The 22,950-nt window shown below is 67.1% G+C and carries 20 protein-coding genes; 8 read left to right on the top strand and 12 right to left on the bottom strand.

Going from position 1 to position 22,950, the window contains the following annotated elements; all coding sequences use genetic code 11:
- Positions 1-69: 69 nt before the first annotated feature.
- The 3 genes from AC5P7F_RS11920 to AC5P7F_RS11930 all read right to left on the bottom strand — a co-directional run bounded on the left by AC5P7F_RS11920 (position 70) and on the right by AC5P7F_RS11930 (position 3,367).
- Positions 70-780, bottom strand: coding sequence for a 2OG-Fe(II) oxygenase (locus tag AC5P7F_RS11920; protein WP_053494964.1), 711 nt, complete (start codon positions 778-780; stop codon positions 70-72).
- A gap of 108 nt (positions 781-888) precedes the next feature.
- The gene (locus AC5P7F_RS11925; protein WP_032957939.1) at positions 889-1,905 is read right to left on the bottom strand and encodes a class 1 fructose-bisphosphatase; all 1,017 of its coding nucleotides are present in this window, start codon (positions 1,903-1,905) and stop codon (positions 889-891) included.
- 259 nt (positions 1,906-2,164) lie between these two features.
- Positions 2,165-3,367 carry an amino acid aminotransferase gene (locus tag AC5P7F_RS11930; RefSeq protein ID WP_014645417.1) on the bottom strand — a complete coding sequence of 401 codons (1,203 nt, stop codon included), beginning with the start codon at positions 3,365-3,367 and terminating at the stop codon, positions 2,165-2,167.
- Between the two features lie 171 nt (positions 3,368-3,538).
- Here AC5P7F_RS11930 and AC5P7F_RS11935 point away from each other — a divergent pair, with 171 nt between their 5' ends.
- The gene (locus AC5P7F_RS11935) at positions 3,539-5,632 is read left to right on the top strand and encodes a TonB-dependent receptor domain-containing protein (RefSeq protein ID WP_164077266.1); all 2,094 of its coding nucleotides are present in this window, start codon (positions 3,539-3,541) and stop codon (positions 5,630-5,632) included.
- A gap of 79 nt (positions 5,633-5,711) precedes the next feature.
- Here AC5P7F_RS11935 and AC5P7F_RS11940 read toward each other — a convergent pair whose 3' ends face one another.
- Positions 5,712-6,056 carry a hypothetical protein gene (locus tag AC5P7F_RS11940; RefSeq protein WP_014645419.1) on the bottom strand — a complete coding sequence of 115 codons (345 nt, stop codon included), beginning with the start codon at positions 6,054-6,056 and terminating at the stop codon, positions 5,712-5,714.
- Positions 6,057-6,202: 146 nt separating this feature from the next.
- Here AC5P7F_RS11940 and AC5P7F_RS11945 point away from each other — a divergent pair, with 146 nt between their 5' ends.
- The 3 genes from AC5P7F_RS11945 (at position 6,203) to ligD (ending at position 10,182) form a co-directional block, all read left to right on the top strand.
- Positions 6,203-6,601, top strand: a complete 399-nt coding sequence (locus AC5P7F_RS11945; protein ID WP_164077265.1) for a hypothetical protein — start codon at positions 6,203-6,205, stop codon at positions 6,599-6,601.
- A 164-nt stretch (positions 6,602-6,765) separates the two neighbouring features.
- Entirely contained in the window at positions 6,766-7,686 is a 921-nt protein-coding gene (gene ku, locus AC5P7F_RS11950) for a non-homologous end joining protein Ku (protein WP_032958403.1), read from the top strand.
- Positions 7,687-7,689: 3 nt separating this feature from the next.
- Entirely contained in the window at positions 7,690-10,182 is a 2,493-nt protein-coding gene (gene ligD, locus AC5P7F_RS11955; protein ID WP_164077264.1) for a DNA ligase D, read from the top strand.
- Between the two features lie 75 nt (positions 10,183-10,257).
- Here the strand turns inward: ligD and AC5P7F_RS11960 are convergent, their stop codons facing one another.
- The 4 genes from AC5P7F_RS11960 to AC5P7F_RS11975 form a co-directional block, all read right to left on the bottom strand.
- Positions 10,258-10,650: a hypothetical protein gene (locus AC5P7F_RS11960; RefSeq protein ID WP_014645422.1), complete on the bottom strand. Its 393-nt coding sequence runs from the start codon at positions 10,648-10,650 to the stop codon at positions 10,258-10,260.
- Positions 10,651-10,777: 127 nt separating this feature from the next.
- The gene (adhP, locus tag AC5P7F_RS11965) at positions 10,778-11,806 is read right to left on the bottom strand and encodes an alcohol dehydrogenase AdhP (RefSeq protein WP_014645423.1); all 1,029 of its coding nucleotides are present in this window, start codon (positions 11,804-11,806) and stop codon (positions 10,778-10,780) included.
- A gap of 96 nt (positions 11,807-11,902) precedes the next feature.
- Entirely contained in the window at positions 11,903-12,541 is a 639-nt protein-coding gene (gene eda / locus AC5P7F_RS11970; RefSeq protein ID WP_014645424.1) for a bifunctional 4-hydroxy-2-oxoglutarate aldolase/2-dehydro-3-deoxy-phosphogluconate aldolase, read from the bottom strand.
- A gap of 117 nt (positions 12,542-12,658) precedes the next feature.
- On the bottom strand, positions 12,659-13,249 hold the full coding sequence (locus tag AC5P7F_RS11975; RefSeq protein ID WP_014645425.1) for a cysteine dioxygenase family protein: 591 nt from the start codon (positions 13,247-13,249) through the stop codon (positions 12,659-12,661).
- A 240-nt stretch (positions 13,250-13,489) separates the two neighbouring features.
- On the opposite strand from AC5P7F_RS11975, the gene AC5P7F_RS11980 reads away from it, so the two are divergent.
- Positions 13,490-14,545, top strand: a complete 1,056-nt coding sequence (locus AC5P7F_RS11980) for a LacI family DNA-binding transcriptional regulator (RefSeq protein WP_041862907.1) — start codon at positions 13,490-13,492, stop codon at positions 14,543-14,545.
- A 106-nt stretch (positions 14,546-14,651) separates the two neighbouring features.
- Here AC5P7F_RS11980 and phhA read toward each other — a convergent pair whose 3' ends face one another.
- Positions 14,652-15,545, bottom strand: a complete 894-nt coding sequence (gene phhA, locus AC5P7F_RS11985; protein WP_164077263.1) for a phenylalanine 4-monooxygenase — start codon at positions 15,543-15,545, stop codon at positions 14,652-14,654.
- A 125-nt stretch (positions 15,546-15,670) separates the two neighbouring features.
- On the opposite strand from phhA, the gene AC5P7F_RS11990 reads away from it, so the two are divergent.
- Complete coding sequence (locus AC5P7F_RS11990) at positions 15,671-16,156, top strand: Lrp/AsnC family transcriptional regulator (protein WP_049446786.1); 486 nt, start codon at positions 15,671-15,673, stop codon at positions 16,154-16,156.
- 39 nt (positions 16,157-16,195) lie between these two features.
- Here the strand turns inward: AC5P7F_RS11990 and AC5P7F_RS11995 are convergent, their stop codons facing one another.
- Together AC5P7F_RS11995 and AC5P7F_RS12000 are read right to left on the bottom strand one after the other, a co-directional pair.
- A complete protein-coding gene (locus tag AC5P7F_RS11995) occupies positions 16,196-17,188 on the bottom strand; it encodes a patatin-like phospholipase family protein (protein ID WP_032958418.1) in 993 nt (330 codons plus the stop codon).
- 204 nt (positions 17,189-17,392) lie between these two features.
- Entirely contained in the window at positions 17,393-18,412 is a 1,020-nt protein-coding gene (locus AC5P7F_RS12000) for a TIGR00266 family protein (protein WP_164077262.1), read from the bottom strand.
- 157 nt (positions 18,413-18,569) lie between these two features.
- Between AC5P7F_RS12000 and AC5P7F_RS12005 the strand changes: the two genes are divergently transcribed.
- Positions 18,570-20,840, top strand: a complete 2,271-nt coding sequence (locus tag AC5P7F_RS12005; protein WP_049408885.1) for a TonB-dependent receptor — start codon at positions 18,570-18,572, stop codon at positions 20,838-20,840.
- A gap of 133 nt (positions 20,841-20,973) precedes the next feature.
- Here the strand turns inward: AC5P7F_RS12005 and AC5P7F_RS12010 are convergent, their stop codons facing one another.
- Positions 20,974-21,813 carry an acid phosphatase gene (locus AC5P7F_RS12010; protein ID WP_049408886.1) on the bottom strand — a complete coding sequence of 280 codons (840 nt, stop codon included), beginning with the start codon at positions 21,811-21,813 and terminating at the stop codon, positions 20,974-20,976.
- A gap of 258 nt (positions 21,814-22,071) precedes the next feature.
- Here AC5P7F_RS12010 and AC5P7F_RS12015 point away from each other — a divergent pair, with 258 nt between their 5' ends.
- The gene (locus AC5P7F_RS12015) at positions 22,072-22,950 is read left to right on the top strand and encodes a hypothetical protein (protein WP_032962353.1); all 879 of its coding nucleotides are present in this window, start codon (positions 22,072-22,074) and stop codon (positions 22,948-22,950) included.

The raw sequence follows: 22,950 nt of genomic DNA on the forward strand, positions 1-22,950 counted from the left end.
GCACAGGATCTCGGGGACCCGCTTCTTGATCCGGACAAGATGCTGAGAACATCGAGTGACCAGTTTGCTTCACCCTCCTCCAAACAACTTCTGCGCACTCTGGAACAGGATCCAACTGGTCGCGATGAACTTGTCGCCGCCCTGTGGCCGATTCCCGCGATGGGTGTGGGTGAACGCCGTCGGGGCGATCAACAGGCTGCCGGTACGTGGCGCGATCTTGCGGCCCTGGAACATGAACTCGGTTTCGCCCTCTTCGAATTCGTCGTTGAGGTACAGCGTCCACAGCACATGCCGGTGCAGGGTCTCGGCCTGCGCATCCTTCGGGTACAGCTCGCAGTGCCAGTACGGGTAGCCGCCCTCGCCCGCCGCATACCACTGCAGGTTGATCGCACCCGGGCGCAGGCAGGTGCGGGCCAGGTCGGCCAGCTGCTGCTGCGGCATGTCGGGGAAGTCCTCGGCAGACAGGCGTCGCGGTTGGCCGTTGCTGTCCTGGATCTGCAACATCAGTGGGGCGATCAACGCCTGTGGATAACGGCGTAGATAAGTCAGCAGGCCGTTGAACACCGCAATCTGCAGCTGCTGATCAACATCCTGCCAGCCGTCCAGGCCACTGATGCGCAGATCCTTGCTGTGCTTGAGTTCCGGGAACACGCCACTGCCCACCGCACCGGGCAGCAGGCCACGCGTCGCACGCATGCGCTCGACGATCGCCGCGCAGACCTCGCTGGGGACGGCGTTGTGGATGACTTCGATGAAATCGACCGGGCCCTGCTCGTGCATGCGTGCGTTCCTTCGGCGGCAACGGCTTGATGGTGCCGTTTGCCGCCCTCGGTGTCACCCCACGGTCATGTCATCGATCTGCCATGACCGCTGTCAGGCGATCGGTTGTCAGCCCTGTGCGTCGTCGTGTGCGTGGTGGTAGCGCACGGCCTCGGCCACTTCCTCGCGCGAACCGAGGAACACCGGCACGCGCTGGTGCAGCTGGTCGGGCTGGATGTCGAGGATGCGCTCGCGGCCGGTCCAGGCGGCACCGCCGGCCTGCTCGACCAGCAGGCCCATCGGGTTGGCTTCGTACATCAGGCGCAGCTTGCCGGCCTTGGACGGGTCCTTCTTGTCCCACGGGTAGATGAAGATGCCGCCGCGGGTCAGGATGCGATGCACGTCGGCCACCATGCTGGCGATCCAGCGCATGTTGAAGTTCTTGCCGCGTACGCCTTCCTTGCCCGCCAGCAGGTCGCCGACGTAGGCCTGCATCGGCGCTTCCCAGTGGCGCTGGTTGGACATGTTGATCGCGAATTCCTGGGTGGCCGCCGGGATCTGCATGTTCTCGGTGGTCAGCACGAACTCGCCCTTCTCGCGGTCCAGGGTGAAGGCGTGGGTGCCATGGCCGACGGTCAGCACCAGCTGGGTGCTGGGCCCGTAGATGCAGTAGCCGGCGGCGATCTGCTTGCTGCCCGGCTGCAGGAAGGCGTCGTCGCCCGGCAGCTCGACATTGGTCGGGCAGCGCAGCACGGAGAAGATGGTGCCGACGGAGACGTTGACGTCGATGTTGGAGCTGCCATCGAGGGGATCGAACAGCAGCAGGAAATCACCGCGGGGATAGATGTCCGGCACCGGCTGGCTGTGGTCCATTTCCTCCGAGGCGCAGGCGGCGAGGTGGCCACCCCAGGCGTTGGCTTCGAGCAGGATCTCGTTGCTGATGACGTCGAGCTTCTTCTGCGCTTCACCCTGCACGTTGCCGGTACCGGCGTCGCCGAGCACGCCACCGAGGGCGCCCTTGCTGACGGCGATGGAGATGCTGGTGCAGGCGCGGGCGACGACCGCGATCAGCTGGCGCAGGTCGGCATTGATGCGGCCGGCGTGCTGTTCCTGGATCAGGAAGCGGGTCAACGAAGTACGGGACATGAGCGGGCAGGTCTCGGCAGCGGGAAAACGCCTATTGTCGCCCGTCTGGCGGGGGCGTGCGTGAGCGCGGGAAGGCGTAATCGTTTCCAGATGCGTTGCGCTCGTGGCGCCTTCCTTCTGTAGAGCCGAGCCCGCGCTCGGCTGCTCTTCGTCCTTCATGCCGCACAAGCCGAGCGTAGGCTCGGCTCTACAGAGACCAGGGCGCAAAAAACAAAGGCGCCTTTCGGCGCCTTTGTCCTCAAGCTACTGGAGCGTTGCTTCAGCCCTTGGCGACGGTGGCCACGGCCTTGGCGACGTATTCCAGGTTGTTCTGGTTCAGCGCGGCCACGCAGATACGGCCGGTGCCGACGGCGTAGATGCCGAACTCGTCGCGCAGGCGCTCGACCTGCTCACGGCTCAGGCCGGAGTAGGAGAACATGCCGGCCTGCTCGTTGATGAAACCGAACTGCGGTGCACCGGCAGCGGCCAGCTTCTCGACCAGGCCGTGGCGCAGGGCGTGGATGCGCTCGCGCATCTCGGTCAGCTCCTGCTCCCACATCGCACGCAGTTCCGGGTTGGTCAGCACGCCGGCCACCAGTGCAGCGCCGTGGGTGGATGGGCTGGAGTAGATGGTGCGGATCACGCGCTTGACCTGCGATTGCACGGCCTTGGCGTCAGCGGCGGTCGGCGCCACCATCGACAGCGCACCCACGCGCTCGCCATACAGCGAGAACGACTTGGAGTACGAGTTGGCGACGATGAAGCTGTCGATGCCGGCTTCGGCGATGATGCGCACCGCTGCGCCGTCCTGCTCGATGCCCTTGTCGAAGCCCTGGTAGGCCATGTCGATGAAGGGGAACAGCTGCTTGTCCTTCAGCAGCTGCGCGACCTGCTTCCACTGGGTGACCGTGAGGTCAGCGCCGGTGGGGTTGTGGCAGCAGGCGTGCAGCAGCACCACGGTGCCGGCTTCCAGCTTGCCCAGGTCGGCCAGCATGCCGTCGAAATCGACGCCATGGGTGCCCGGGTCGAAGTAGGTGTAATCCAGCACCTCGAAACCGGCGGCGCTGAACACCGCACGGTGGTTTTCCCAGCTCGGGTTGCTCAGCGCAACGGTGGCGTGCGGCAGCAGCTTCTTCAGCACGTCGGCGCCGACGCGCAGCGCACCGCTGCCACCAACGGTCTGCGCGGTGGTCACGCGGCCGGCGGCCAGCAGCGGCGAATCCTTGCCGAACACCAGCTCACGCGTCGCCTGCGTGTACGCCGGCAGGCCATCGATCGGCAGGTAGCCGCGCGGTTTGGCTTCAGCGGCGAGCTGCTGCTCGATCTGCTTGACGGCGCGCAGCAGCGGAATGCGGCCGCTCTCGTCGTAGTAGATGCCCACACCCAGGTTGACCTTGGTCGGGCGGCTGTCGGCGTTGTACGCCTCGGTCAGGCCCAGGATCGGGTCGCCTGGGACCAGTTCCACGTTTGCAAAGAAGGACACGGCGGTACTCGTTCGGTAGACGGAAAGGGGGAGGAAGTGCGCTACGCGGTCCGCGGCTTTTCGGCCGGAAACAGCCCATCGTAACAAAGCCTGCCGGGGCTGGCCGCCGCCATCGTCATCCGCGGCCCCGTACCATGGCGTGCGTTGCCGCCCGATCCATCAACCTGAATCATGAATCCCGCCGCACGACGCCGTTGCCTGCCGCTGTCCGCCCTGCTGCTGTCGCCTTGGACGGCGGTGGCCGAGCCTGCGCCCACCGCCCTGCCTGCGGTGCAGGTACAGGCCGCCCGGGTGCCGGGCATCGATCCGTTCGCGCTGCCGGCTAGCCAGGACACGGTCTGGATCGACGCCAGCCGCGCGGGCACCGGTGCGCAGCTGTCTGAGGCCTTGGCCGGGGTCCCCGGACTGCTGGCACGTGACCGGCAGAACTTCGCCCAGGACACGCAGCTGTCGATTCGTGGCTTCGGCGCACGCTCGACCTTCGGCGTGCGCGGGGTGCGGGTGCTGATCGACGGCGTGCCGGCCACCATGCCTGACGGCCAGGGCCAGCTGTCGCATGCCAGCCTGTTGGGCGCCGAGCGCATCGAGGTGCTGCGCGGGCCGTTCTCGGCGCTGTACGGCAATTCCTCCGGTGGCGTGCTGCAGGTCTGGAGCGCGCAGGGCCAGGCCGGTGACCCGTGGCGGTTGCGCGTGAATGCCGGCGCCGACAACACGCTCAGTGTCGGCGCACAGCTCAAGGGTGCCGGCCCAGCGCTGGACTACAACATCGCGGCCAACCACTTCCGCACCGATGGCTGGCGGGACCACAGCCGTGCGCGCCGCGAATCGCTCAACGCACGCATTGGTGGTGATCTGGGCGGTGGGCGGCTGGAGCTGCTGCTCAATGCGCTGGATGCCCCCGATGCGCAGGATCCGCTGGGCCTGAGCCGTGCCCAGGTGGCGGCTGATCCGCGCCAGGCCACGGCAGTCGCGCACCAGTACAACACCCGCAAATCGGTGCGCCAGCAGCAGGCTGGCCTGCGCTGGACCTGGGAGACCGGGGCACAGCGCTGGCAATTGATGGGCTATGCCGGCCAACGCACGGTGACCCAATACCTGCCGATTCCGCCGGCACCCCAGACCAACAGCCCGCTGCATGCCGGCGGCGTGATCGATCTGCAGGGCGGGTATGGCGGGCTGGACGCGCGCTGGGGCTGGCACGGCGACCTCGCCGGCCGGCCGCTGGACCTGGTGGCCGGGCTCAGCGCCGACCGCCAGCGCCAGCACCGCACCGGCTACGAGAACTTCCTGGGCAGCGCCCTCGGGGTGCGCGGGCGCCTGCGCCGTGACCAGATCGATACCGTGCAGAACGTGGACCAGTTCGCCCAGGCCTGGTGGCAATGGAGTCCGCGCTGGTCGCTGCTGGCCGGGGTGCGCCACAGCGCGGTGCGTTTCGACTCGGATGATCGCTACATCACCACCCGCAACCCGGATGACAGTGGCCACCGGCGCTACCAGGCGACCACGCCGGTGGCAGGCGTCAGCTTCGAGGCCAGCCCGCAGTGGCGCCTGCATGCCGCCGTGGGGCGTGGATTCGAGACCCCCACCTTCAACGAGCTGGGGTATCGCGCCGATGGTCAGGCGGGTCTGGCGCTGGATCTGGCGGCCGCCCGCAGCCGCAGCCTGGAGCTAGGCAGCAAGTGGCACGCACAGGATGGAACCCAGCTCGATGTCAGCCTGTTCCGTGCAGATACCGACGATGAGCTGGCAGTTGCCAGCAATATCGGCGGTCGTAGCACCTATCGCAACATCGGCCGCACCCGCCGCCAGGGTGTGGAATTGCAGTATCGCCAGCCGCTGGCCGAGCAGCTGGAGCTGCAGCTGGCGTGGACCTGGCTGCAGGCGCAGGCGCGTTCGCCGTACCTCACCTCCAACACCCTGGTTGCCGCCGGCAGCCGCCTGCCCGGGGTACCGCGCCAGCAGGCCTTTGCCCGGCTGCAATGGTCGCCCGGCCAGTGGCAGTGGGCGCTGGAGGCCTCCGCCAGCAGTGATACCGTAGTCAACGACGTGGCGACCGAACGCGCGCCCGGCTTCGCCCTGCTGCATCTGGAAGCCGGCCGTCGCTGGGCCCTGCCGGGTGGCGAGCTGCGCGCCTTCGCCCGGATGGAGAACGTGCTGGACCAGGCCTACATAGGCTCGGTGATCGTCAACGATGGCAACGGGCGCTTCTACGAACCGGGACCGGGACGGCGGGCCAACGTCGGCCTGCAATGGTCGTGGCGTTGAAGGGGTAGTGCCGGCCGCTGGCCGGCATCGCGCCGTGCAGGACGTCAGGAGGTTGCCGGCCAGCGGCCGGCACTACCCGTCAGTCGGGGGCCTTGGCTGGCACGAACGGCGATGTCGGGTCGCTGGCCGGGAAGGTCTCCTCCAGCGCTTCGTCCTGGTTGTCGCTGGCGCGCTGCTTGCGTTCGCGGCGCTTGAGCGGGCTTTCCTGGCCACCGCGATGGCGGTCACCGCCATCCTTGCGGTCCTGCGCCGCCTGTTCAGCCTCGTGCTTCACCGGCAGATGGTCGCTCCCGTGCTCGGCATCGAAGAACGGTGCGCCGGTGCCACGGTAGTCGGCGTTGTCGGCATCGCGTTTGCCGCGCTGCTCGCCCGGAATGGGCGGGTGGTTTGCGCGCAGCGGGTCGCGGGAGGTCTCTCGGCTCATGGTCTGGCTACCTGCGCTCGGGGTCCCCACTACACCGCGACGCAGGTAAAGCCGCCGCGAACCTGGCGTCATGAACGTCTCGCTCACCCGCTGGTAACGGCACCGCGCGTATTCCTGCCCACCCGCCCCCGCTGCAGGAGCCGGCCATGCCCCGTCTTGAACGACCCGCACCGTCCGTGTTCAACGCCCTGCTCGATCCGCTCGGCCAACGTACCGCGCAGCGCCGCACGCGCCGCCATGAGGATCCGCAGGCGGTGGCCCAGGACTATCTGCAGTACATGCTCAGTGACTACGAGGAACGTCGCGGGCAAAGTCATCGCAACTGGCGTGACCTGTGCCCGGTCTATGCCTTCGCGTTGACAACCCATGCTGCCGACTGGCCGCGCGGCGACGCTGCCGATACCTGCGAGGAATTGGCCGAGCACTGGGAACAGATGCGCGGGCAGTCGCGGCTGGGCTGGTCGCAGGCGCGGCCGGTGGTGGAGGACGCCTGGCGCGCGCTGGACCATATTCCGCCGGCGGCGGTGAGGCCGTTGCTGCAGTAGTGCCGGCCGCTGGCCGGCAACCCCAGGACACTTGAGGCCGCGAGCTCTGCCGGCCGGCGGCCGGCACTACCGCACCTGCGTGGAACCCACGTGCACGGTATCGACACGGGTGGTTTACACCGCCCATCCGAAGCTGGGTGCCCTGCCCCATCAAAGGTGCGTCCATGGCCCGCCCGATCTGGACCGGTACGCTGTCCTTCGGACTGCTCAATGTGCCGGTGTCGCTGATGTCCGGCGAACGCAAGGTTGACCTGCAGTTCCGCATGCTCGACTCGCGCGATCGCAAGCCGATCCGTTTCGAAAGGGTCAACGCCGACACCGGCGAGGAAGTGCCCTGGAAGGACATCGTCAAAGCCTATGAGTACGACAAGGGCAGTTATGTCGTGCTGGAGGAAGGCGACATCCGATCGGCGGCGCCGGAAAGCCACGAAGCGGTGGAGGTGGAATCCTTCGTGGACGCAGCGCAGATCGACCCGCGCTACTACGAGAAGCCGTACCTGCTGGTGCCCGGCAAGAAGGCCGAAAAGGGCTACGTGCTCCTGCGCGAAACGCTGCGCAGTACCGGCAAGGTAGGCATTGCCCGGGTGGTGGTGCGCACGCGCGAGTACCTGTGTGCGGTGATGCCGCATGCGGACGCGCTGGTGCTGATGATCCTGCGCTATCCGCAGGAACTGGTGGATCCCGAGGACTACAAGCTGCCTGCCGGCAAGCTGTCCGACTACCGCATCACCAGCAAGGAAACGGCGATGGCCGAGCAGTTGATCGAGTCGATGTCCGGCGATTGGGACCCATCGCACTACCACGATGAATTCCGCGAGCGCCTGCAGCAGGTGCTGAACAAGCGCATCAAGTCCAAGGGCGGCACCACGCGGGTGGAAGATGAGCCCGCACCACACGAGGATGCGACAACGAACGTTGTCGACTTCATGGCGTTGCTGCAGAAGAGCCTGGATGCGAACAAGCGCACGCCGGCGAAGAAGGCCGCAACGCGCAAGGCAGCCGCAAAGTCGACGGTGAAGAAGGCCGCAAAGAAGACAACGAAGAAGGCTGCGAAGAAGGCCGCACCACGGCGCAAGGCAGGTTGAACCATGTCGCTGCACCAGTACCGGCGCAAGCGCCGGCTTGGCGGAGGCACAGGGCAGACGCCGGAGCCTGACGACACACCCGCACGCGGTGATCCGCAGCGGCGGCCAACCTTCGTCATCCAGCTGCATCATGCCAGTTCGCGCCACTATGACTTCCGCCTTGAGATGGACGGCGTGCTGAAGAGCTGGGCGGTGCCGAAAGGTCCTTCGCTTCGCGTCGGCGAGAAGCGGCTGGCCGTGGAAGTGGAAGATCACCCGTTGTCCTACGCTGGCTTCGAGGGCGACATTCCCGAAGGCCACTACGGCGCGGGGCACGTGGAGGTGTTCGATCAGGGCACCTGGGCCTGCGAAGGCGATCCACTGCAGGCGCTGGCAGCTGGAAAGATCGACTTCGTACTGCATGGACAACGCCTGGCCGGTGGCTGGAAGCTGGTGCGCACGGCAATGAAGGGACGCCAGGTGCCGTGGCTGCTGATCAAGCGCGACGACGAGCAGGCGCGCGATGCCGAAGCAGACGATCTGCTGGACGCGCACGTGCCCAAGCGCGCATCCACCGTGATGAAGCGCACTGGGGGGAAGGCAGGGCGTGCTGTGCCCGCCGCACGCACGGCTACCCGCAAGGCCGATGCACGCTGGCATGCGCGCGCGCTGAAACTGGACGGCGCACGTGACACGCCCTACCCGCATGGGTTCAAACCGCAATTGACCGATCATCGCGACAGCGCGCCGGACGGCGCGCGTTGGCTGCACGAGATCAAGTGGGACGGCTATCGCCTGCTGGCCGATCTGCACGACGGCGAGGTGAAGCTCCGCTCCCGCAATGGCCTGGATTGGACCGATGACTTCCCCGAGGTCGTGCAGGCCGTGCAGGCGCTGCCGGTGCGCGATGCGCGCCTGGACGGTGAGCTGGTGGTGCTGGACAAGGAAGGGCGCAGCGATTTCGCAGCGTTGCAGCGCGTGATCGATGGAAGCTCGAAGCAACCGCTGCGCTACATCGTGTTCGATCTTCCGGGTGTGGCCAACGCGGACATCAGTCGTGCGCCATTGCTGGAACGCAAAGCGCTGCTGAAGGATCTCATCGGACCGGTGCCCGGCATCCTGGCCTTCAGCGAACATGTGATCGACCAGGGCCCGCAGGTGTTCGATGCCAGTGGCCAGGCGGGATTCGAAGGCATCGTCAGCAAGCAGGTGGACGCGCCGTACGTGAACACCCGCGCACGCAGCTGGGTGAAGGTGAAGCACGAAGACACCGACGAGTTCGTGATTGTCGGCTACACGGCCCCCAGGGGCTCGCGGGTGGGTTTCGGATCATTGTTGCTGGCAACGCCGGACAAGGAGGGTCTGCGCTATGTGGGCCGCGTCGGTACCGGCTTCGACGACGAGAACCTGCGCGCGCTGCTCAAGGCATTGCAGCCACTGGCAGTAAAGACGCCCGTGCTGCAGCTTCCGGCGCATGTGCCGTTCCGCGCCGCCAGCGTGCGCTGGGTGAAGCCGGTGACGGTGGCGGAAGTGGCGTTCCGTGGCTGGGGCAAGGAAGGCCTGCTGCGCCAGGCCAGTTTCAAGCGGCTGCGCAGCGACAAGCAGAAGGAGGACCTGGGAATGAGCAACGCAACAGCAGTTGCTGAAGCCGGGGGTGAGGTCCAGATCACGCATCCGGAGCGGGTGGTGTTTCCCGGTCAGGGACTGGGCAAAGGCGACGTGGCCGACTATTACCGGCGCATGGCGCGCTGGATCCTGCCCGAAATTGCCGGACGGCCGCTGTCATTGCTGCGCTGCCCCGATGGGGTGGGCAAGGCCTGTTTCTTCCAGAAGCATCATGGCCCCGGCCTGGGCGACGCGGTGCACGCGGTGCCCCTGCAGCAGAAGAGCGGCCGCGAGGACTACGTCTATATCGACGACGCACGGGGCCTGCTGCAGCTGGTGCAGATGAACACGCTGGAGCTGCATCCGTGGGGTGCGACCGTAGCAGACACCGAGCATCCGGATCGACTGGTATTCGATCTCGATCCTGGCAACGGCGTCAGCTGGGCACAGGTGAAATCGGGTGCACGCGATGTGCGTGACCGCCTGCAGCAGGTGGGCCTGGAGAGCTTCGTGCGGCTGTCTGGCGGCAAGGGGCTGCATGTGGTGGTACCGCTGCAGCCCAAGGCTGGCTGGGACGAGGCGAAGGCGTTCTGCGAGGCCTTTGCGCAGGCAATGGCAAAGGAGCAACCTGATCGCTATGTGGCGACGATGAGCAAGGCCAAGCGCAGTGGCGTCATCTTCATCGACTGGTTGCGCAACACCCGAGGGGCCACCAGCGTGTGCTCGTGGTCGCTGCGCGCGCGCGATTCCGCCGGTGTGGCAGTGCCGCTGCGCTGGGAGGAACTGGCGCGTATCAGTGCTGCCGACGCCTTTCCCATGGGCAAGGCGCTGGCGAGGGCGCAACGCCTGAAGAGTGACCCATGGCAGGGCATCGCGCAGTTGGAGCAGACGCTGCCGCGCATGGACCTGTAGAGCCGAGCCCAAGCTCGGCTGCCTGTGTCGATGTGCATGAAAGCCGAGCATGGGCTCGGCTCTACAAAGGCGGCGTTACCCTGCGTCGCGCGAGGCGCGGCGGCCGAACCACCAACCGGCCAGCAGTTGCAGCGGCAGCGATGCCAGCAGCGAAATGACGAACCAGAACGGGAAATCCGCACCGGCCGTCCACATCGCGTAGCCACAGCCCAGCGCGATCAGCGACCAGATCGAGAAGCCATGCGAACGCGGCCAGCAGGGGGCGTAATAGGTGGCAAAGGAAACGCCCGCGATGCCACCAAGAACGCTGAAGGTGAGGTCCCAGCCCAGCTGCACGCTGTTGTTGTCCGGCGACAGGCCCAGCAACGGGGGCAGCCAGCTGGCGACGCTGCTGACCAGCGCAAGCGACAGGACGCCGCCGATCAGGGCGACGATGGACAGGAACAGGGTCTTGAGCAGGCCGGGCATGCGCGCATTGTACGGCGGCCACAGAGTGCCCGCGTTGCCGGCCAGCGGCCGGCACTACCGATGAATCGGCATGGCCGCCGCGTCCGTGGGAGAGGGGGACGGAGCGACGGCGGCCATGCACGGGCGGTCAGGCAGCGAAGTCGAGTACCACGCGGCCCTCAATGGTGCCCGCGTGCATGCGCGCGAACACGTCGTTGATGTTCTCCAGGCGGTCGGTGCTGACCGTGGCCGCGACCTTGCCTTCGGCGGCGAACTGCAGCGACTCCTGCAGGTCCAGCCGGGTGCCGACGATCGAGCCGCGCACGGTGATGCCGTTGAGCACCATGCCGAAGATGTCCAGCGGGAAATTGCCGGGCGGCAGGCCGTTGAGCGAGACGGTGCCGCCACGGCGGACCATGCCCAGCGCCTGCTCGAACGCCTTCGGTGAGACCGCCGTGACCAGGGCGCCGTGCGCGCCGCCGATCTCCTTCCTGAGGAAGGCGGCCGGATCGGTGGTACGCGCGTTCACGGTGATCTGCGCGCCGAGCTGCCGGGCCAATGCCAGCTTGTTGTCGTCCACGTCCACCGCAGCCACGTTCAGGCCCATCGCACGGGCGTACTGCACCGCCATGTGGCCCAGGCCACCGATGCCGGAAATCGCCACCCAGTCGCCGGGCTTGGTGTCGGTGACCTTCAGGCCCTTGTAGACGGTCACGCCGGCGCACAGCACCGGTGCGATCTCGACGAAGCCCACGTCCTTCGGAAGCAGGCCGACATAGTTGGCATCGGCCAGTGCGTACTCGGCGAAGCCGCCGTTGACCGAGTAACCGGTATTGCGCTGTGTCTCGCACAGCGTTTCCCAGCCACCCAGGCAGTGTTCGCAATGGCCACACGCCGAGTACAACCAGGGGATGCCGACCCTGTCGCCTTCCTTGACGTGCCCTACCCCGCCTCCCACGGCCACGACGTGCCCCACGCCCTCGTGGCCGGGGATGAACGGCGGGTTCGGTTTCACCGGCCAGTCGCCCTCGGCGGCGTGCAGGTCGGTGTGGCAGACGCCACAGGCCTCGATCCTGACCAGTACCTCGCCCGCCCCCGGGCGTGGTACCGAGACTTCCTCGATCACCAGTGGCTTGCCGAACTCACGCACGACAGCGGCCTTCATGGTCGAATTCATGTTCGGATCTCCGTAGTGCGCTTGCCCACAGAATGACGCCGGCACGAGGCCGGCGCTTTGATCACGATCAAACCTTTGAAGATTCGCGGAGCAGGTTCAGCTGGCCAGCACGGACGCCTCGCGGGCCAGGCGTTCGATCGCCTCCCAGTCGCGGGTCTGCAGCAGTGCCGGGGTGGTCAGCCACGAACCGCCGACGCACAGCACGTTGGGCAGATGCAGGAACTGCGGCGCGGTCTGCGCACTGATGCCGCCGGTCGGGCAGAAGCGCACATCGGCGAACGGACCGTGCCAGGCCGCCAGCAGTGCAGCGCCGCCGGCCTGCACCGCCGGGAAGAACTTGAAGGTGTCCTGGCCATGCTCCAGGCCCAGGATCAGGTCCGAGGCGGTGGCGGCACCGGGCAGGTATGGCAGGTCGGCATCACGCGCGGCCGCATACAGCGCCGGCGTGGCACCGGGGGACACCGCGAATCGCGCGCCGGCCTGCTTCGCTGCCTGCATCTGCGCGGCGTCGAGTACGGTGCCGGCACCGATCACCGCGTCCGGCACGGCCTCGACCATCGCCTTGATCGCATCCAGCGCCTGCGGCGTGCGCAGCGTCACCTCGATTACCGGCAGGCCGCCGCGGAACAGTGCCTGGGCGACGTCGACCGCTTCATTCACATCTTCGGGGGTGTACACCGGGATCACCGGTGCCAGCTTCAACAGCGCGCGCAGGCGCGGATCAGCGCTGGACATGGTCTTGCTCCTTGCCCGACGGGGCATCGCGGATCGCCGCCGGGTACGGCAGCGCAGCGGCGCATGATGCCACGTGGCTCACGAAGGTGCTGGCAGCGTCGCCCCGCCCTGCCCCGGTCAGGCCGGGTCGGCCTGCAGCGCCTGGATGCGGCGCTGGTACCAGTCGCCACCGAGCGGGTCGAACACCGCCGAGCGCTCCATCTGCGACTCGTACACGTGCACAGAAATCGCCAATGCGTCGTCGCTGGCGTTGCGCAGGGTGTGGTACTCGTGCGGCGGGATCAGGCTGCCGGCACTGCCGCAGCCTCCGCGCAGCGTGGCGTGGCGGTGGAAACGCCAGCGCTCGCCGGCGCGCTCCAGCAGCTCGTAACGGGTGATCTCCAGTTCGCCCAACCACACTCCCTCCACACACCACATGGCATCGTGGTCGTGCAGCGGCGTGCCCTGCCCTGGGCCCCAGCTCATGGCGATCACGCTGTAGCCGTGTTCGCGGCTGTGGTACAGCGGACGTCGCGCGTAATGATCACTGACCGGCCGATGCACGCATTCGGGCAATTCGATGCGGCTGTCGGTTATGGCTTCCTGCAGCGCCAGCTGCAGGTCGGCGGTGATGCGCCCGGCATCACCGGCGGTCACCGCCGCGTCGACCGCAGCGATCAACCGGTCGCGGCCACGGAACGGCGGAAACGGAGAGGTCTGCAGGTCCATGCACCTGACTGTAGCGGAGCATGGTTAAGGGAATGTTGGCGTTCGCGCGCGTCGCGTCCGCATTCAGGGTGAACACGCGCAGAAGAACGGTTCAGATGCAGAGGCACTAGAGCAATCACAATGGAACCTCGCGCAGCAAAACGTGTCGAACACGACGCGATTCAGATCCGCTGCGACGTTCCGCAACTTCGCATCCGACGGGTGCAAGGCTAGAATTCTCCGACTTACCTGGTTCTATACATGTCAGTGCGAAATATGAGCGATGCCGCGTTGCCGGCATCGAAAGGCAAGGCTGCCACGATCAACGACATCGCACGACTGTCGGGAGTTTCCAAGAAAACGGTTTCAAGAATCATCAACAACTCGCCGCTGGTGCGCAAAGACACCCGCGACAAGGTCGAGGCGTTGATGCGCGAGGTCGGTTACGTGCCCGACCCGCTGGCGCGCGGACTCGCGTTCCGCCGCTCCTTCCTGATCGGCCTGGTGTATGACGACCCCGGCGCCCAATGCATTGTCGACCTGCAGCACGGCGCGCTGGAAGCGCTGCGCGGCACCGGCTATGAGCTGGTGGTGCACCCGTGCAACAGCCAGGATCCGGACTGTGCGGACGGCGTGCGCCGTTTCGTGCAGCAGCAGAAACTGCATGGCGTGATCCTCGGCCCGCGCGCCTCCGAATCGATGGCGCTGGCGCAGATGCTCGACGCGATCGACTGCCGCCACATCCGCATCAACGCGCATGCGTCGGAAGAAGACGTGCAGGCGGTGGTCACCCACGATCGCGATGGTGCGGCGGCGGCTGCGGGCTACCTGCTCTCGCTCGGCCACCGCGACATCGCGGTGATTGCCGGTCCCGGTGACCGGCGCGCTGCCCGCGAGCGGACCCACGGCTTCCTTGATCGGCTGGCCCAGGTCGGCGTGACCCTGCCGGGCGAGCGCGTGCTGGAAGCGGGCGACACCTTCGAGTCCGGCGTGCATGCCGCCGAACGCCTGCTGATGGGCGGACAACGCCCCAGTGCGATCTTCACCGGCAACGACGAAATCGCCGCGGGCGTCTACCAGGTGGCATTGCGTGCGGGCATCGCGGTGCCGCAGCAGTTGTCGATCGTCAGCTACGACGACAGCCCGCTGGCGTCGCGCCTGTGGCCGCCGCTGACGTCGGTACGCCGCCACGTCTCCGACATCGGCCGCATGGCTGCCGCGATGCTGGTGCAGACCGACGTACCGGAGGCGCCGGCTGCGGCCAGCGTGCATCCGCAACTGATGGTGCGCGGTTCCTGCCGGGCCGTGGACGGCTGAGTGTCCTGCCCTCGCCTGCGCCGTCGCGACAGAACGGTGCAGGCAACAACGAAAACGGCGCACCAGGGTGCGCCGTTTCCACTGCGGAGCGGTGTGCGTTACGCGCTTACACGTCGCCGCCGTCGGCCCAGCCTTCACCCGTGCCCTTCTGGAACACGCGGTCATCGCCCTGCACCTCGCCCGCCGGCAGATGCGCCTGGTCGGCCAGTGCCGCGTAGATCGGGGTGAAGTCCGGCGACGTCGCCTGCATCAGCTGTTCGAAGCTGTCGATGACGAAGTAGGTCTTCTGGAAGGTGTCGATGCGGTATTTGGTGCGCATGATCCGCTGCAGGTCGAAGCCGATGCGGTTGGGCGCGGTCGATTCCAGCGAGTACAGCGACTCGCCCTTCGATGACACGATGCCGGCGCCGTAGATGCGCAGGCCGTCGGGCGTATCGATCAGGCCAAACTCCACCGTGTACCAGTACAGGCGGGTCAGGTTCTGCAGTGCATCCGGGCCGATCGCGTGGGCCTTGACGCCGCCACGGCCGTACGCCTCCATGTAGTCGGCGAACACCGGGTTCATCAGCAGCGGCACGTGGCCAAACAGATCGTGGAACAGGTCCGGTTCGGCGATGTAGTCGATCTGGTCCGGGCGACGGATCCACCAGGTCACCGGGAAACGGCGGTTGGCCAGGTGGTCGAAGAAATCCAGTTCCGGCAGCAGGCCTTCAACGCCGACCAGGGTCCAGCCGGTGGCGGCGCCCAGTACTTCGTTGAGCTGGTCGAAGCGCGGAATCATGTGTGCGCTCATGCCCATCTCGTCCTGCGCGTCCAGGAACTCCTGGCAGGCGCGGCCGACCAGCAGTTCGCGCTGGCGCTGGTACAGCGTGCTCCAGGTGGCGTGGTCGTCGGCGCTGTAGGTGTCCCACGGCTGCTCGACGAGCGCGGTGGTATACACCGGCACGTAGCCCTTGTCGGTCTGCTGGTGTTCGACGCGGCGGGGCTGGGCGAGGTCCATGGGGCACTCCTTGACGGGATACCCACGATGCTAGGGCAGGGCGCGCGCAACAGGGTTGCAAAAGTTGCGTCGATTGGCCTTGTTGGCGCAATATCCTTGCGTACTCACCATGTTGCGGGGCAACAATGGCCGGAGAAGTCCAGTTCGATCGCACGGATATACGTCTACTGGCTGAAATCCAGCGGGATGGGCGCGCCACCAACGCCGAGCTGGCGACACGGGTGAACCTCTCGCCCTCGGCCTGCCTGCGCCGCCTGCAGCGGCTGGAAAGCGAGGGCGTGATCGTCGGCTATGGCGCGCGGCTGGAACCGCGCCAGCTGCGCCTGGGCCTGCAGGCCTTCGTGCGCGTGCAGCTGGAAAAGCATGACCAGGCCGCCATTGGCCACTTCGTGGACAGCGTGCAGGGCTGGGATGAAGTGGTGGCCTGCCATGCGCTGACCGGCGACATGGACTACCTGCTGCACGTCTACGTGCGCGACCTGGAGCACTTCTCGCACTTCCTGCTGGACCGGCTGCTCAACGCCGGCGGCGTGGCCGATGCCAATTCCAGCTTCGTGCTGCGCACGGTGAAGGGTTTCCAGGCGTTGCCGTTGTCGCAGCTGGAGCCCTGAGCAGCCACCAGGCGTGCCCGGTGGCCTGGCATCAATGGATCAGCACTTGTCCTTGCGGCCCATCAGCTTGCCCAGGCGCGAGGCTTCCTCGCACTTTGGTGCGGCCACCGGCGCGGGTGCCGCCGCGGCGGCGCGCGCGCGCTGCAACTGCTGGATCTTCGCGCGGATCTGCGGCATGGCCGCCATTGCGGCCTTCTCGCCTTCCAGGATCGCGGTGCCGCGCTGGCTGAAATCGGCGGCGCCGATGTCCAGTACCTTCGGACGGATGACGATGTCGGCGCGCGCCAGCTCCTGCTCGCCCAGGCGCTGGCCCATGATCGAGATGGACTGGTTGACGATGCCCAGCATGTCCGTCGGTGCCTTGCCGCTGGCCTTGCTGGAGATGTCCACGGCGATCACGAAGTCGGCGCCGAGCTGGCGCGCGGCATCCACCGGCACCGGGCTGACCACGCCGCCGTCGATGTAATTGCGGCCGCCGATCTTCACCGGCTCGAACACACCGGGGATGCTGCTCGACGCGCGCACCGCCTGGCCGACGTTGCCGCGCACGAAGATCGCGCGCTCGCCCGTTTCCAGCTGGGTGGCAACGGCGGCGAACGGTTTCTTCAGGCGCTCGGCGGGACGGTTGGCGACCTGCTCGTTGACGTAGTCCTGCAGCTTCTGGCCCTGCACCAGGCCACCGGAGAACAGGCGCACGTCGCGGATGCTGGCTTCGTCCAGCGCGACTGCCTTGCTCTGCATCTGGAAGGCGTCCATGCCGCTGGCATACAGCGCACCGACCACGCTGCCGGCGCTGGTGCCGGAGACCACGGCCGGCTCGAAGCCGTTGGCTTCCAGCATCTTGATCACGCCGATGTGCGCGAAGCCCTTGGCCGCGCCGCCACCGAGGGCGATGCCGATCCTGATCGGCTTGGCCTGCGGCACCACGGTCGGCGCCGGCGGCGGCGTGGGGCGGACCGGGTCGCCACCGCAGCCGGCCAGCAGGCCGATCAGGGCGACGGACAGCAGCATGCGGGGGCGGAACAGGCTCATCGGCAGTGCGCTCGCGGCGCTGGATTCAGGAAAGGGCGCCAGCATACCGAAGCCGTGGCGGGGCGGGCAGGGTGGGGGGAACTCCCTATTCAGCAAAAAAAACGTGAATCGCTTCTGGTGGGTGCGGACCTTGGTCCGCACAAATGCCTGGTCGCGCGCTGAAGGAATGTGCCAACCAAGGTTGGCACCTACCAAATGAGTGGGTCAGAACCGGTTGTCACCATCCAGCATCCGGCCCAGGCCGCCCAGCACCGAGCCTTCGCCGCGGCTCTGGCCGCCGCCCTGCGGTGCGGCCATCCACATGCGGCCGGCCAGGCGCGAGAACGGCAGCGACTGCAGCCAGACCTTGCCGGGGCCGGTCAGCGTGGCCAGGAACACGCCTTCGCCGCCGAACAGCATGCTCTTGATGCCGGCCACCCGGCGCACGTCCATGTCCACGCTGGAGTGGTAGGCCACCACGCAGCCGGTATCCACGTCCAGGCGCTCGCCGGCGGCCAGCTCGCGCTCGATCACGCAGCCACCGGCGTGGATGAACACCCAGCCGTCGCCTTCCAGCTTCTGCATGATGAAGCCCTCGCCGCCGAACAGGCCGGTCATGATCCTGCGCTGGAACTGCACGCCGATCTGCACGCCGCGCGCGCCGGCCAGGAAGCTGTCCTTCTGGCAGATCAGGCGGCCGCCGTGCTGGTCCAGTTTCATCGCCAGCACCGTGCCGGGGTAGGGCGCGGCGAAGGCGACCTTGCCCTTGCCATGCCCGCTCTGGGTGTAGACGGTGGCGAACAGGCTCTCGCCGGTCAGCACACGGCGGCCGGCGGCCATCACCTTGCCCATGAAGCCGCCCTGGTCACCGTTGGCAGCGCCAAACACCGTGTCCATCTGTACCGTGGCGTCCTTGAACATCAAGGCGCCGGCCTCGGCAATGGCGCTCTCGCCGGGGTCGAGCTCGAGCTCCACGAACTGCATTTCATGGCCGACGATGCGGAACTCGATGTCGTCGGCGCGGCCGCTGGCGCCGGCGGCGACCGGGACCGGCGGCGGTGTGTTGGGCATGCCCGGGGCCGGAGCCTGCAGCTCGGCCACCTCGGCGATCGGCGTCCACCCGCTCATGCCCTGGCACCATGCCAGGGCGCGTGGATTGGCCTGCGCGTAGCGGCGTGCGGCCCCGTCATCAAGCGGGCCGATGCGCTCGGCCTGGGCGGAGGCATGGAAGTACCACTGGGTCATGGCGGCGGGTCCGTCGCGTGGAAACCCCGAGTCTAGCGAGCGCCCGGGGGTGCCGGCGACGGGGCCATGAACGGCGGGCATTTGCGGCGTAGGTGCTGTATTGCAACAATTATCTGGTAGCGCCGTTTTACCACCCCTCCAAACACAGCCTACCGCCATGTCCCCGACCCGCACTTCCCGTGGCCGATTTCCGGTCGCGCGCCCCCTCGTTGCCGCTCTTTCCGCCCTGCTGCCGCTGGTAGCAGCCGCCCAGGAAACCCCCGCTGCCAAGGATCCGGTTGCCCTCGACGCCCTGCAGGTGACCGCGCAGCGCCGTGTCGAGAACGCCAAGGACGTGCCGGTCGCGCTCTCCGCGATCCAGGGCGAGAAGCTGGATGTGCTCGGTTCGGCCGGCGATGACATCCGTTTCCTGGCCGCACGCGTGCCCAGCCTCAACATCGAGTCGTCCTACGGCCGTGCCTTCCCGCGCTTCTACATCCGCGGCCTGGGCAACACCGACTTCGACCTCAATGCGTCGCAGCCGGTGTCGCTGGTGTACGACGACGTGGTGCAGGAAAGCCCGCTGCTGAAGGGCTTCCCGCTGTTCGACCTGGCCAACGTGGAAGTGCTGCGTGGTCCGCAGGGCACGCTGTTCGGCCGCAACACCCCGGCCGGCGTGGTCAAGTTCGATTCGGCGCGTCCGTCGCAGGATGCCGATGGCTACATCCGCGTCGGCTACGGCAGCTACAACAGCTGGAACGTACAGGGCGCCTACGGCGGCCCGCTGACCGATCGCTGGTCGGCACGCGTCTCGGCGATCTACCAGCGCCGCGATGACTGGGTCGACAACACCCGCGTCGGCGCTCCCAACAGTGGCTTCGAAGGCTATGACGAAGCCGCCGGCCGCGTGCAGTTCCTGTACGAAGGCGATGACTTCGAAGCGCTGTTCAACCTGCACAAGCGCAAGCTCAATGGCACCGCCCGCCTGTTCCGCGCCAACATCATCGAGAAGGGTGGCAACTCGCTGGTCGAGAACTTCGACCGCGACAAGGTGGCCAACGACGGCGTCAACTTCTCCGACCTGAAGACCTGGGGTGGCAGCGCGCGCCTGCAGTGGAACCTCGGCTCGGTGACGCTGCACTCGATCACCGGCTACGAAACCGCCGAATCGCTCAACCGCGGTGACATCGACGGTGGCTACGGCGCGGCGTTCCTTGGCGCCGGCAACTACGGCCCCGGCCTGATTCCGTTCTCGTCGGAGTCGGCTGACGGCCTGCCGCATCACCGCCAGTGGACGCAGGAAGTCCGCATCGAGTCCAACGAGTGGGGCCGCTTCGACTGGCAGGCCGGCGTCTTCTACTTCGATGAAGACGTGACCATCAACAACTTCAACTACGACTCGCTGGCCCCGGGCAATCCGCAGACCGGCCACGTGGTGCAGAACCAGCGCAACAAGGCCTGGGCGGTGTTCGCCTCGGGTGACTTCGATGTCACCGACCGCTTCAAGCTGCGTGCCGGCGTGCGCTACACCCAGGACAAGAAGGACTTCAGCGCCAGCGTGCTGCAGGCCGTTCCGTTCGGCACCCCGGTCAGTGGCCCGTACCTGGCCAACACCGACGTCAACGACGTCAGCTGGGACCTCAGCGGCGTCTACAAGCTGACCGACGACATCAACGCCTATGCCCGCGTGGCCAAGGGCTTCCGCGCGCCGTCGATCCAGGGCCGCCTGGCCTTCGCGCCAGGCCTGTCGCAGGCCGATTCGGAGAAGGTGATCTCGTACGAGGCCGGCATCAAGGCCGACCTGTTCGAGCGCCGCGCGCGCCTGGGCCTGAGCGTGTTCCGCTACAACGTCGATGGCCAGCAGCTGATCGCGGTGGGCGGCAGCAACAACACCGCCACCCTGCTCAACGCCGACAAGACCATCGGCCAGGGCGTCGAGCTGGACCTGGAGGCCTACCTGGCCGACAACGTCCTGCTGACCTTCGGCAGCAGCTACAACGACACCGAGATCAAGGACAAGAACCTGGCGGTGGCGATCTGCGGCGGTGGCTGCACCATCACCGACCCGACCACGGTGATCAACGGCCAGACCTATGCGCTGGTGAACGGCAACCCGCTGCCGCAGGCGCCGAAGTGGATCCACAACGCGACCCTGCGCGTGGGCTTCCCGCTCAGCGATGGCAGCGAGCTGTACGCCTACACCGACTGGGCCTACCGCAGTGCGGTGAACTTCTTCATCTACGAGTCGCCGGAATTCCGCGGCCGTAGTTCGCTGGAAGGCGGCCTGCGCCTGGGCTACAACTGGGATTACGGCCAGTACGACGTGGCGGTGTTCGGTCGCAACCTGACCAACCAGACCCGCGTGGTCGGCGCGATCGACTTCAACAACCTGACCGGCTTCCTCAACGAGCCGCGTACCTGGGGCGTGGAGTTCACCGCGAAGTTCTGATGCGGTGGCTGCGTTGATGCAATGCAGAAGGGCCGGCGCAATGCCGGCCCTTCTGGTTTCCTGCTTCGTGTAGAGCCGAGCCTGCGCTCGGCTGCTCTGAGCCGAGCATGGCTCGGCTCTACAGAGGCGTGGCCTACAGCGCGCTCTGCGGGCGCACCTTCAGCACCGCATTCTCGGTGGCGCAGTCGCGGCTGGAGTGCCGACCGGCCTTGCGCGCCGCCTCGATCTCCTTGCGTGCGGCCAGCAGGTCCTTGTTGAAGGCAGCGTTGTCATGCAGGCGGGCCACGGCGGCCGCGCCCATGAAGCGGCCTTCGAGGATGTCGCTCTGCCAGTGCACGTTGCACACCAGGCGGCTCTCGCCGTAGTTGCGGCCGCGGGCCTGGATGGCATCGGCGCGGTCCGGCGCGATCTCCGACAGGATCAGGGCCCAGGCCCAGCCGATCGAGGTGTGGCCGGACGGATAGGAACCGTTCTTGCGCAGGCCGTCCTCGTCCTTCGGCGAGCAGGTCGGCTCACCGTTGACCATGAACGGGCGCGGGCGCTGGTAGTGGTTCTTGGCCGCCTTGGTGGCGGCGCTGGCGTCGATCCGGCTGCGCTCCAGCAGTCGGTACAGCGCCGGGGTCTTCACTGCATCGACGTCGATGTCGGCGGCGCAGGAGAAGTGGTTGGCGCCTTCGGGGAAGCCGAGTTCCGCATCGACGCCGGCCTGGGCGAAGCGCGGGCTGCCACGCAGCGCGCGGGCTTCACGGCTGACCTGTTCGTCCAGGGCGAGGGCGGCCGAACCGGCCGCCGGTGGTGCCGGCACCAGGTCCAGGCTGGCCGGAACCGCGCTCGTGTCCAGATAGCCCACCGCCTTGGTGGTGATGTTGGCTTCGACGGCGGTCGGCTTGCTGGCGGTGGCTGCGCAGCCAGCCAGGACCGCGACAACGGTGAGACCGAGCAGTGGGCGGGCGGTGTGGGAAATCAGCGACATGGACGGCTCCAGAGGAAAAACATCGCGTCATGATCGCAGCCCGTATGCGACACCGCAGTGGCCATCGGTCATACGGCCAGACCCGGCATGGTCATCGGGGCAGTATGAAAAACGTCATCGAGTGTCGTCAGTCTCCTGAATCCGGGCGCAGCGCACGGACTTTCACGCGCCTGCGCCGCGAGCATCGACACAACGGGGTCGAGAGGCCGTCCAGTTCCAGCCGGGTCGGGGGGATCCACTGACAGAGGGAGAGAAGCGATGCGCAGCACCGCAACAGGAAGTACCGTCCTGGCCCTGCTCCTCGGGCTGGCAACCGCCCCGGCGCAGGCCGCCGACGTGGTCGGCGTGGCCTTCGTGCATGGCACCGGCGCGCAGACCAATGCCACCCAGGACTACTGGCAGCCGGCGATCATCGACACCGTGCGCCAGGGCCTGCCGAACAGCAGCAACTACGTCGTCATCAACTGTGACTTCACCCAGTACATGTGGAAACCGGAAGCGGCCGGTTGCCTGGCCAACCAGCTGACCGGCTTCATCGACAGCCGTGGCATCACCCAGCTGGTGGTGATCACCCACTCCAACGGCGGCAATGTGATGCGCTGGATCCTGTCCAACCCGACCTACGACAGCCGCTATCCGAAGATCATCCGCACGGTGCGCAAGGTCAATGCACTGGCTCCGTCCTCGGCGGGCACGCCGCTGGCCGATGCGGTGCTCAACGGCAATACCTTCGAAACGTCGCTGGGCTGGCTGCTGGGCTACAAGAACGACGCGGTACGCCAGCAGCAGGTGGCGAGCATGGCCACCTACAACGCGCAGAACCTGTACGGCACGGCCGGTCGCCCGGCGCTGCCCAAACCGTTCCGTGCGGTGGTCGGCAGCGATGTGGAATCGGCGGTGTGGGACAGCAACAGCTACTGCGGTGGCTACGCCGCCAATGTCGGCCTGGAGTTCACCCAGAACTGGCTGTCGTCCTGCTCCGATGGCTTCCTGGAGTGCAGCAGCCAGAAGGCTGCCGGCACCACCTGGTTCACCGACAAGGCACGCACCCAGGGCGCCGAACCACTCAGCCACAACCAGAGCCGGCGCGAGTGCTTCGGCCTCGGCACCCTGCTGCGCAACGACCTGAACCAGTGA

This window comes from Stenotrophomonas sp. YJH_SMC_105-26, from assembly GCF_059368915.1.

What these genes read in the sequence shown, in the direction of transcription:
- AC5P7F_RS11960 (WP_014645422.1), bottom strand. Translation starts at nt 10,650, where the DNA reads ATGCCCGGCCTGCTCAAGACCCTGTTCCTGTCCATCGTCGCCCTGATC.
- AC5P7F_RS11995 (WP_032958418.1), bottom strand. Translation starts at nt 17,188, where the DNA reads ATGAGCCTGTTCCGCCCCCGCATGCTGCTGTCCGTCGCCCTGATCGGC.
- phhA (WP_164077263.1), bottom strand. Translation starts at nt 15,545, where the DNA reads ATGGACCTCGCCCAGCCCCGCCGCGTCGAACACCAGCAGACCGACAAG.
- AC5P7F_RS12010 (WP_049408886.1), bottom strand. Translation starts at nt 21,813, where the DNA reads ATGTCGCTGATTTCCCACACCGCCCGCCCACTGCTCGGTCTCACCGTT.
- AC5P7F_RS12000 (WP_164077262.1), bottom strand. Translation starts at nt 18,412, where the DNA reads ATGACCCAGTGGTACTTCCATGCCTCCGCCCAGGCCGAGCGCATCGGC.
- ligD (WP_164077264.1), top strand. Translation starts at nt 7,690, where the DNA reads ATGTCGCTGCACCAGTACCGGCGCAAGCGCCGGCTTGGCGGAGGCACA.
- AC5P7F_RS11990 (WP_049446786.1), top strand. Translation starts at nt 15,671, where the DNA reads ATGGCCGGAGAAGTCCAGTTCGATCGCACGGATATACGTCTACTGGCT.
- AC5P7F_RS11920 (WP_053494964.1), bottom strand. Translation starts at nt 780, where the DNA reads ATGCACGAGCAGGGCCCGGTCGATTTCATCGAAGTCATCCACAACGCC.
- eda (WP_014645424.1), bottom strand. Translation starts at nt 12,541, where the DNA reads ATGTCCAGCGCTGATCCGCGCCTGCGCGCGCTGTTGAAGCTGGCACCG.
- ku (WP_032958403.1), top strand. Translation starts at nt 6,766, where the DNA reads ATGGCCCGCCCGATCTGGACCGGTACGCTGTCCTTCGGACTGCTCAAT.
- adhP (WP_014645423.1), bottom strand. Translation starts at nt 11,806, where the DNA reads ATGAATTCGACCATGAAGGCCGCTGTCGTGCGTGAGTTCGGCAAGCCA.
- AC5P7F_RS11945 (WP_164077265.1), top strand. Translation starts at nt 6,203, where the DNA reads ATGCCCCGTCTTGAACGACCCGCACCGTCCGTGTTCAACGCCCTGCTC.
- AC5P7F_RS11925 (WP_032957939.1), bottom strand. Translation starts at nt 1,905, where the DNA reads ATGTCCCGTACTTCGTTGACCCGCTTCCTGATCCAGGAACAGCACGCC.
- AC5P7F_RS12015 (WP_032962353.1), top strand. Translation starts at nt 22,072, where the DNA reads ATGCGCAGCACCGCAACAGGAAGTACCGTCCTGGCCCTGCTCCTCGGG.
- AC5P7F_RS12005 (WP_049408885.1), top strand. Translation starts at nt 18,570, where the DNA reads ATGTCCCCGACCCGCACTTCCCGTGGCCGATTTCCGGTCGCGCGCCCC.
- AC5P7F_RS11975 (WP_014645425.1), bottom strand. Translation starts at nt 13,249, where the DNA reads ATGGACCTGCAGACCTCTCCGTTTCCGCCGTTCCGTGGCCGCGACCGG.
- AC5P7F_RS11980 (WP_041862907.1), top strand. Translation starts at nt 13,490, where the DNA reads ATGTCAGTGCGAAATATGAGCGATGCCGCGTTGCCGGCATCGAAAGGC.
- AC5P7F_RS11935 (WP_164077266.1), top strand. Translation starts at nt 3,539, where the DNA reads ATGAATCCCGCCGCACGACGCCGTTGCCTGCCGCTGTCCGCCCTGCTG.
- AC5P7F_RS11940 (WP_014645419.1), bottom strand. Translation starts at nt 6,056, where the DNA reads ATGAGCCGAGAGACCTCCCGCGACCCGCTGCGCGCAAACCACCCGCCC.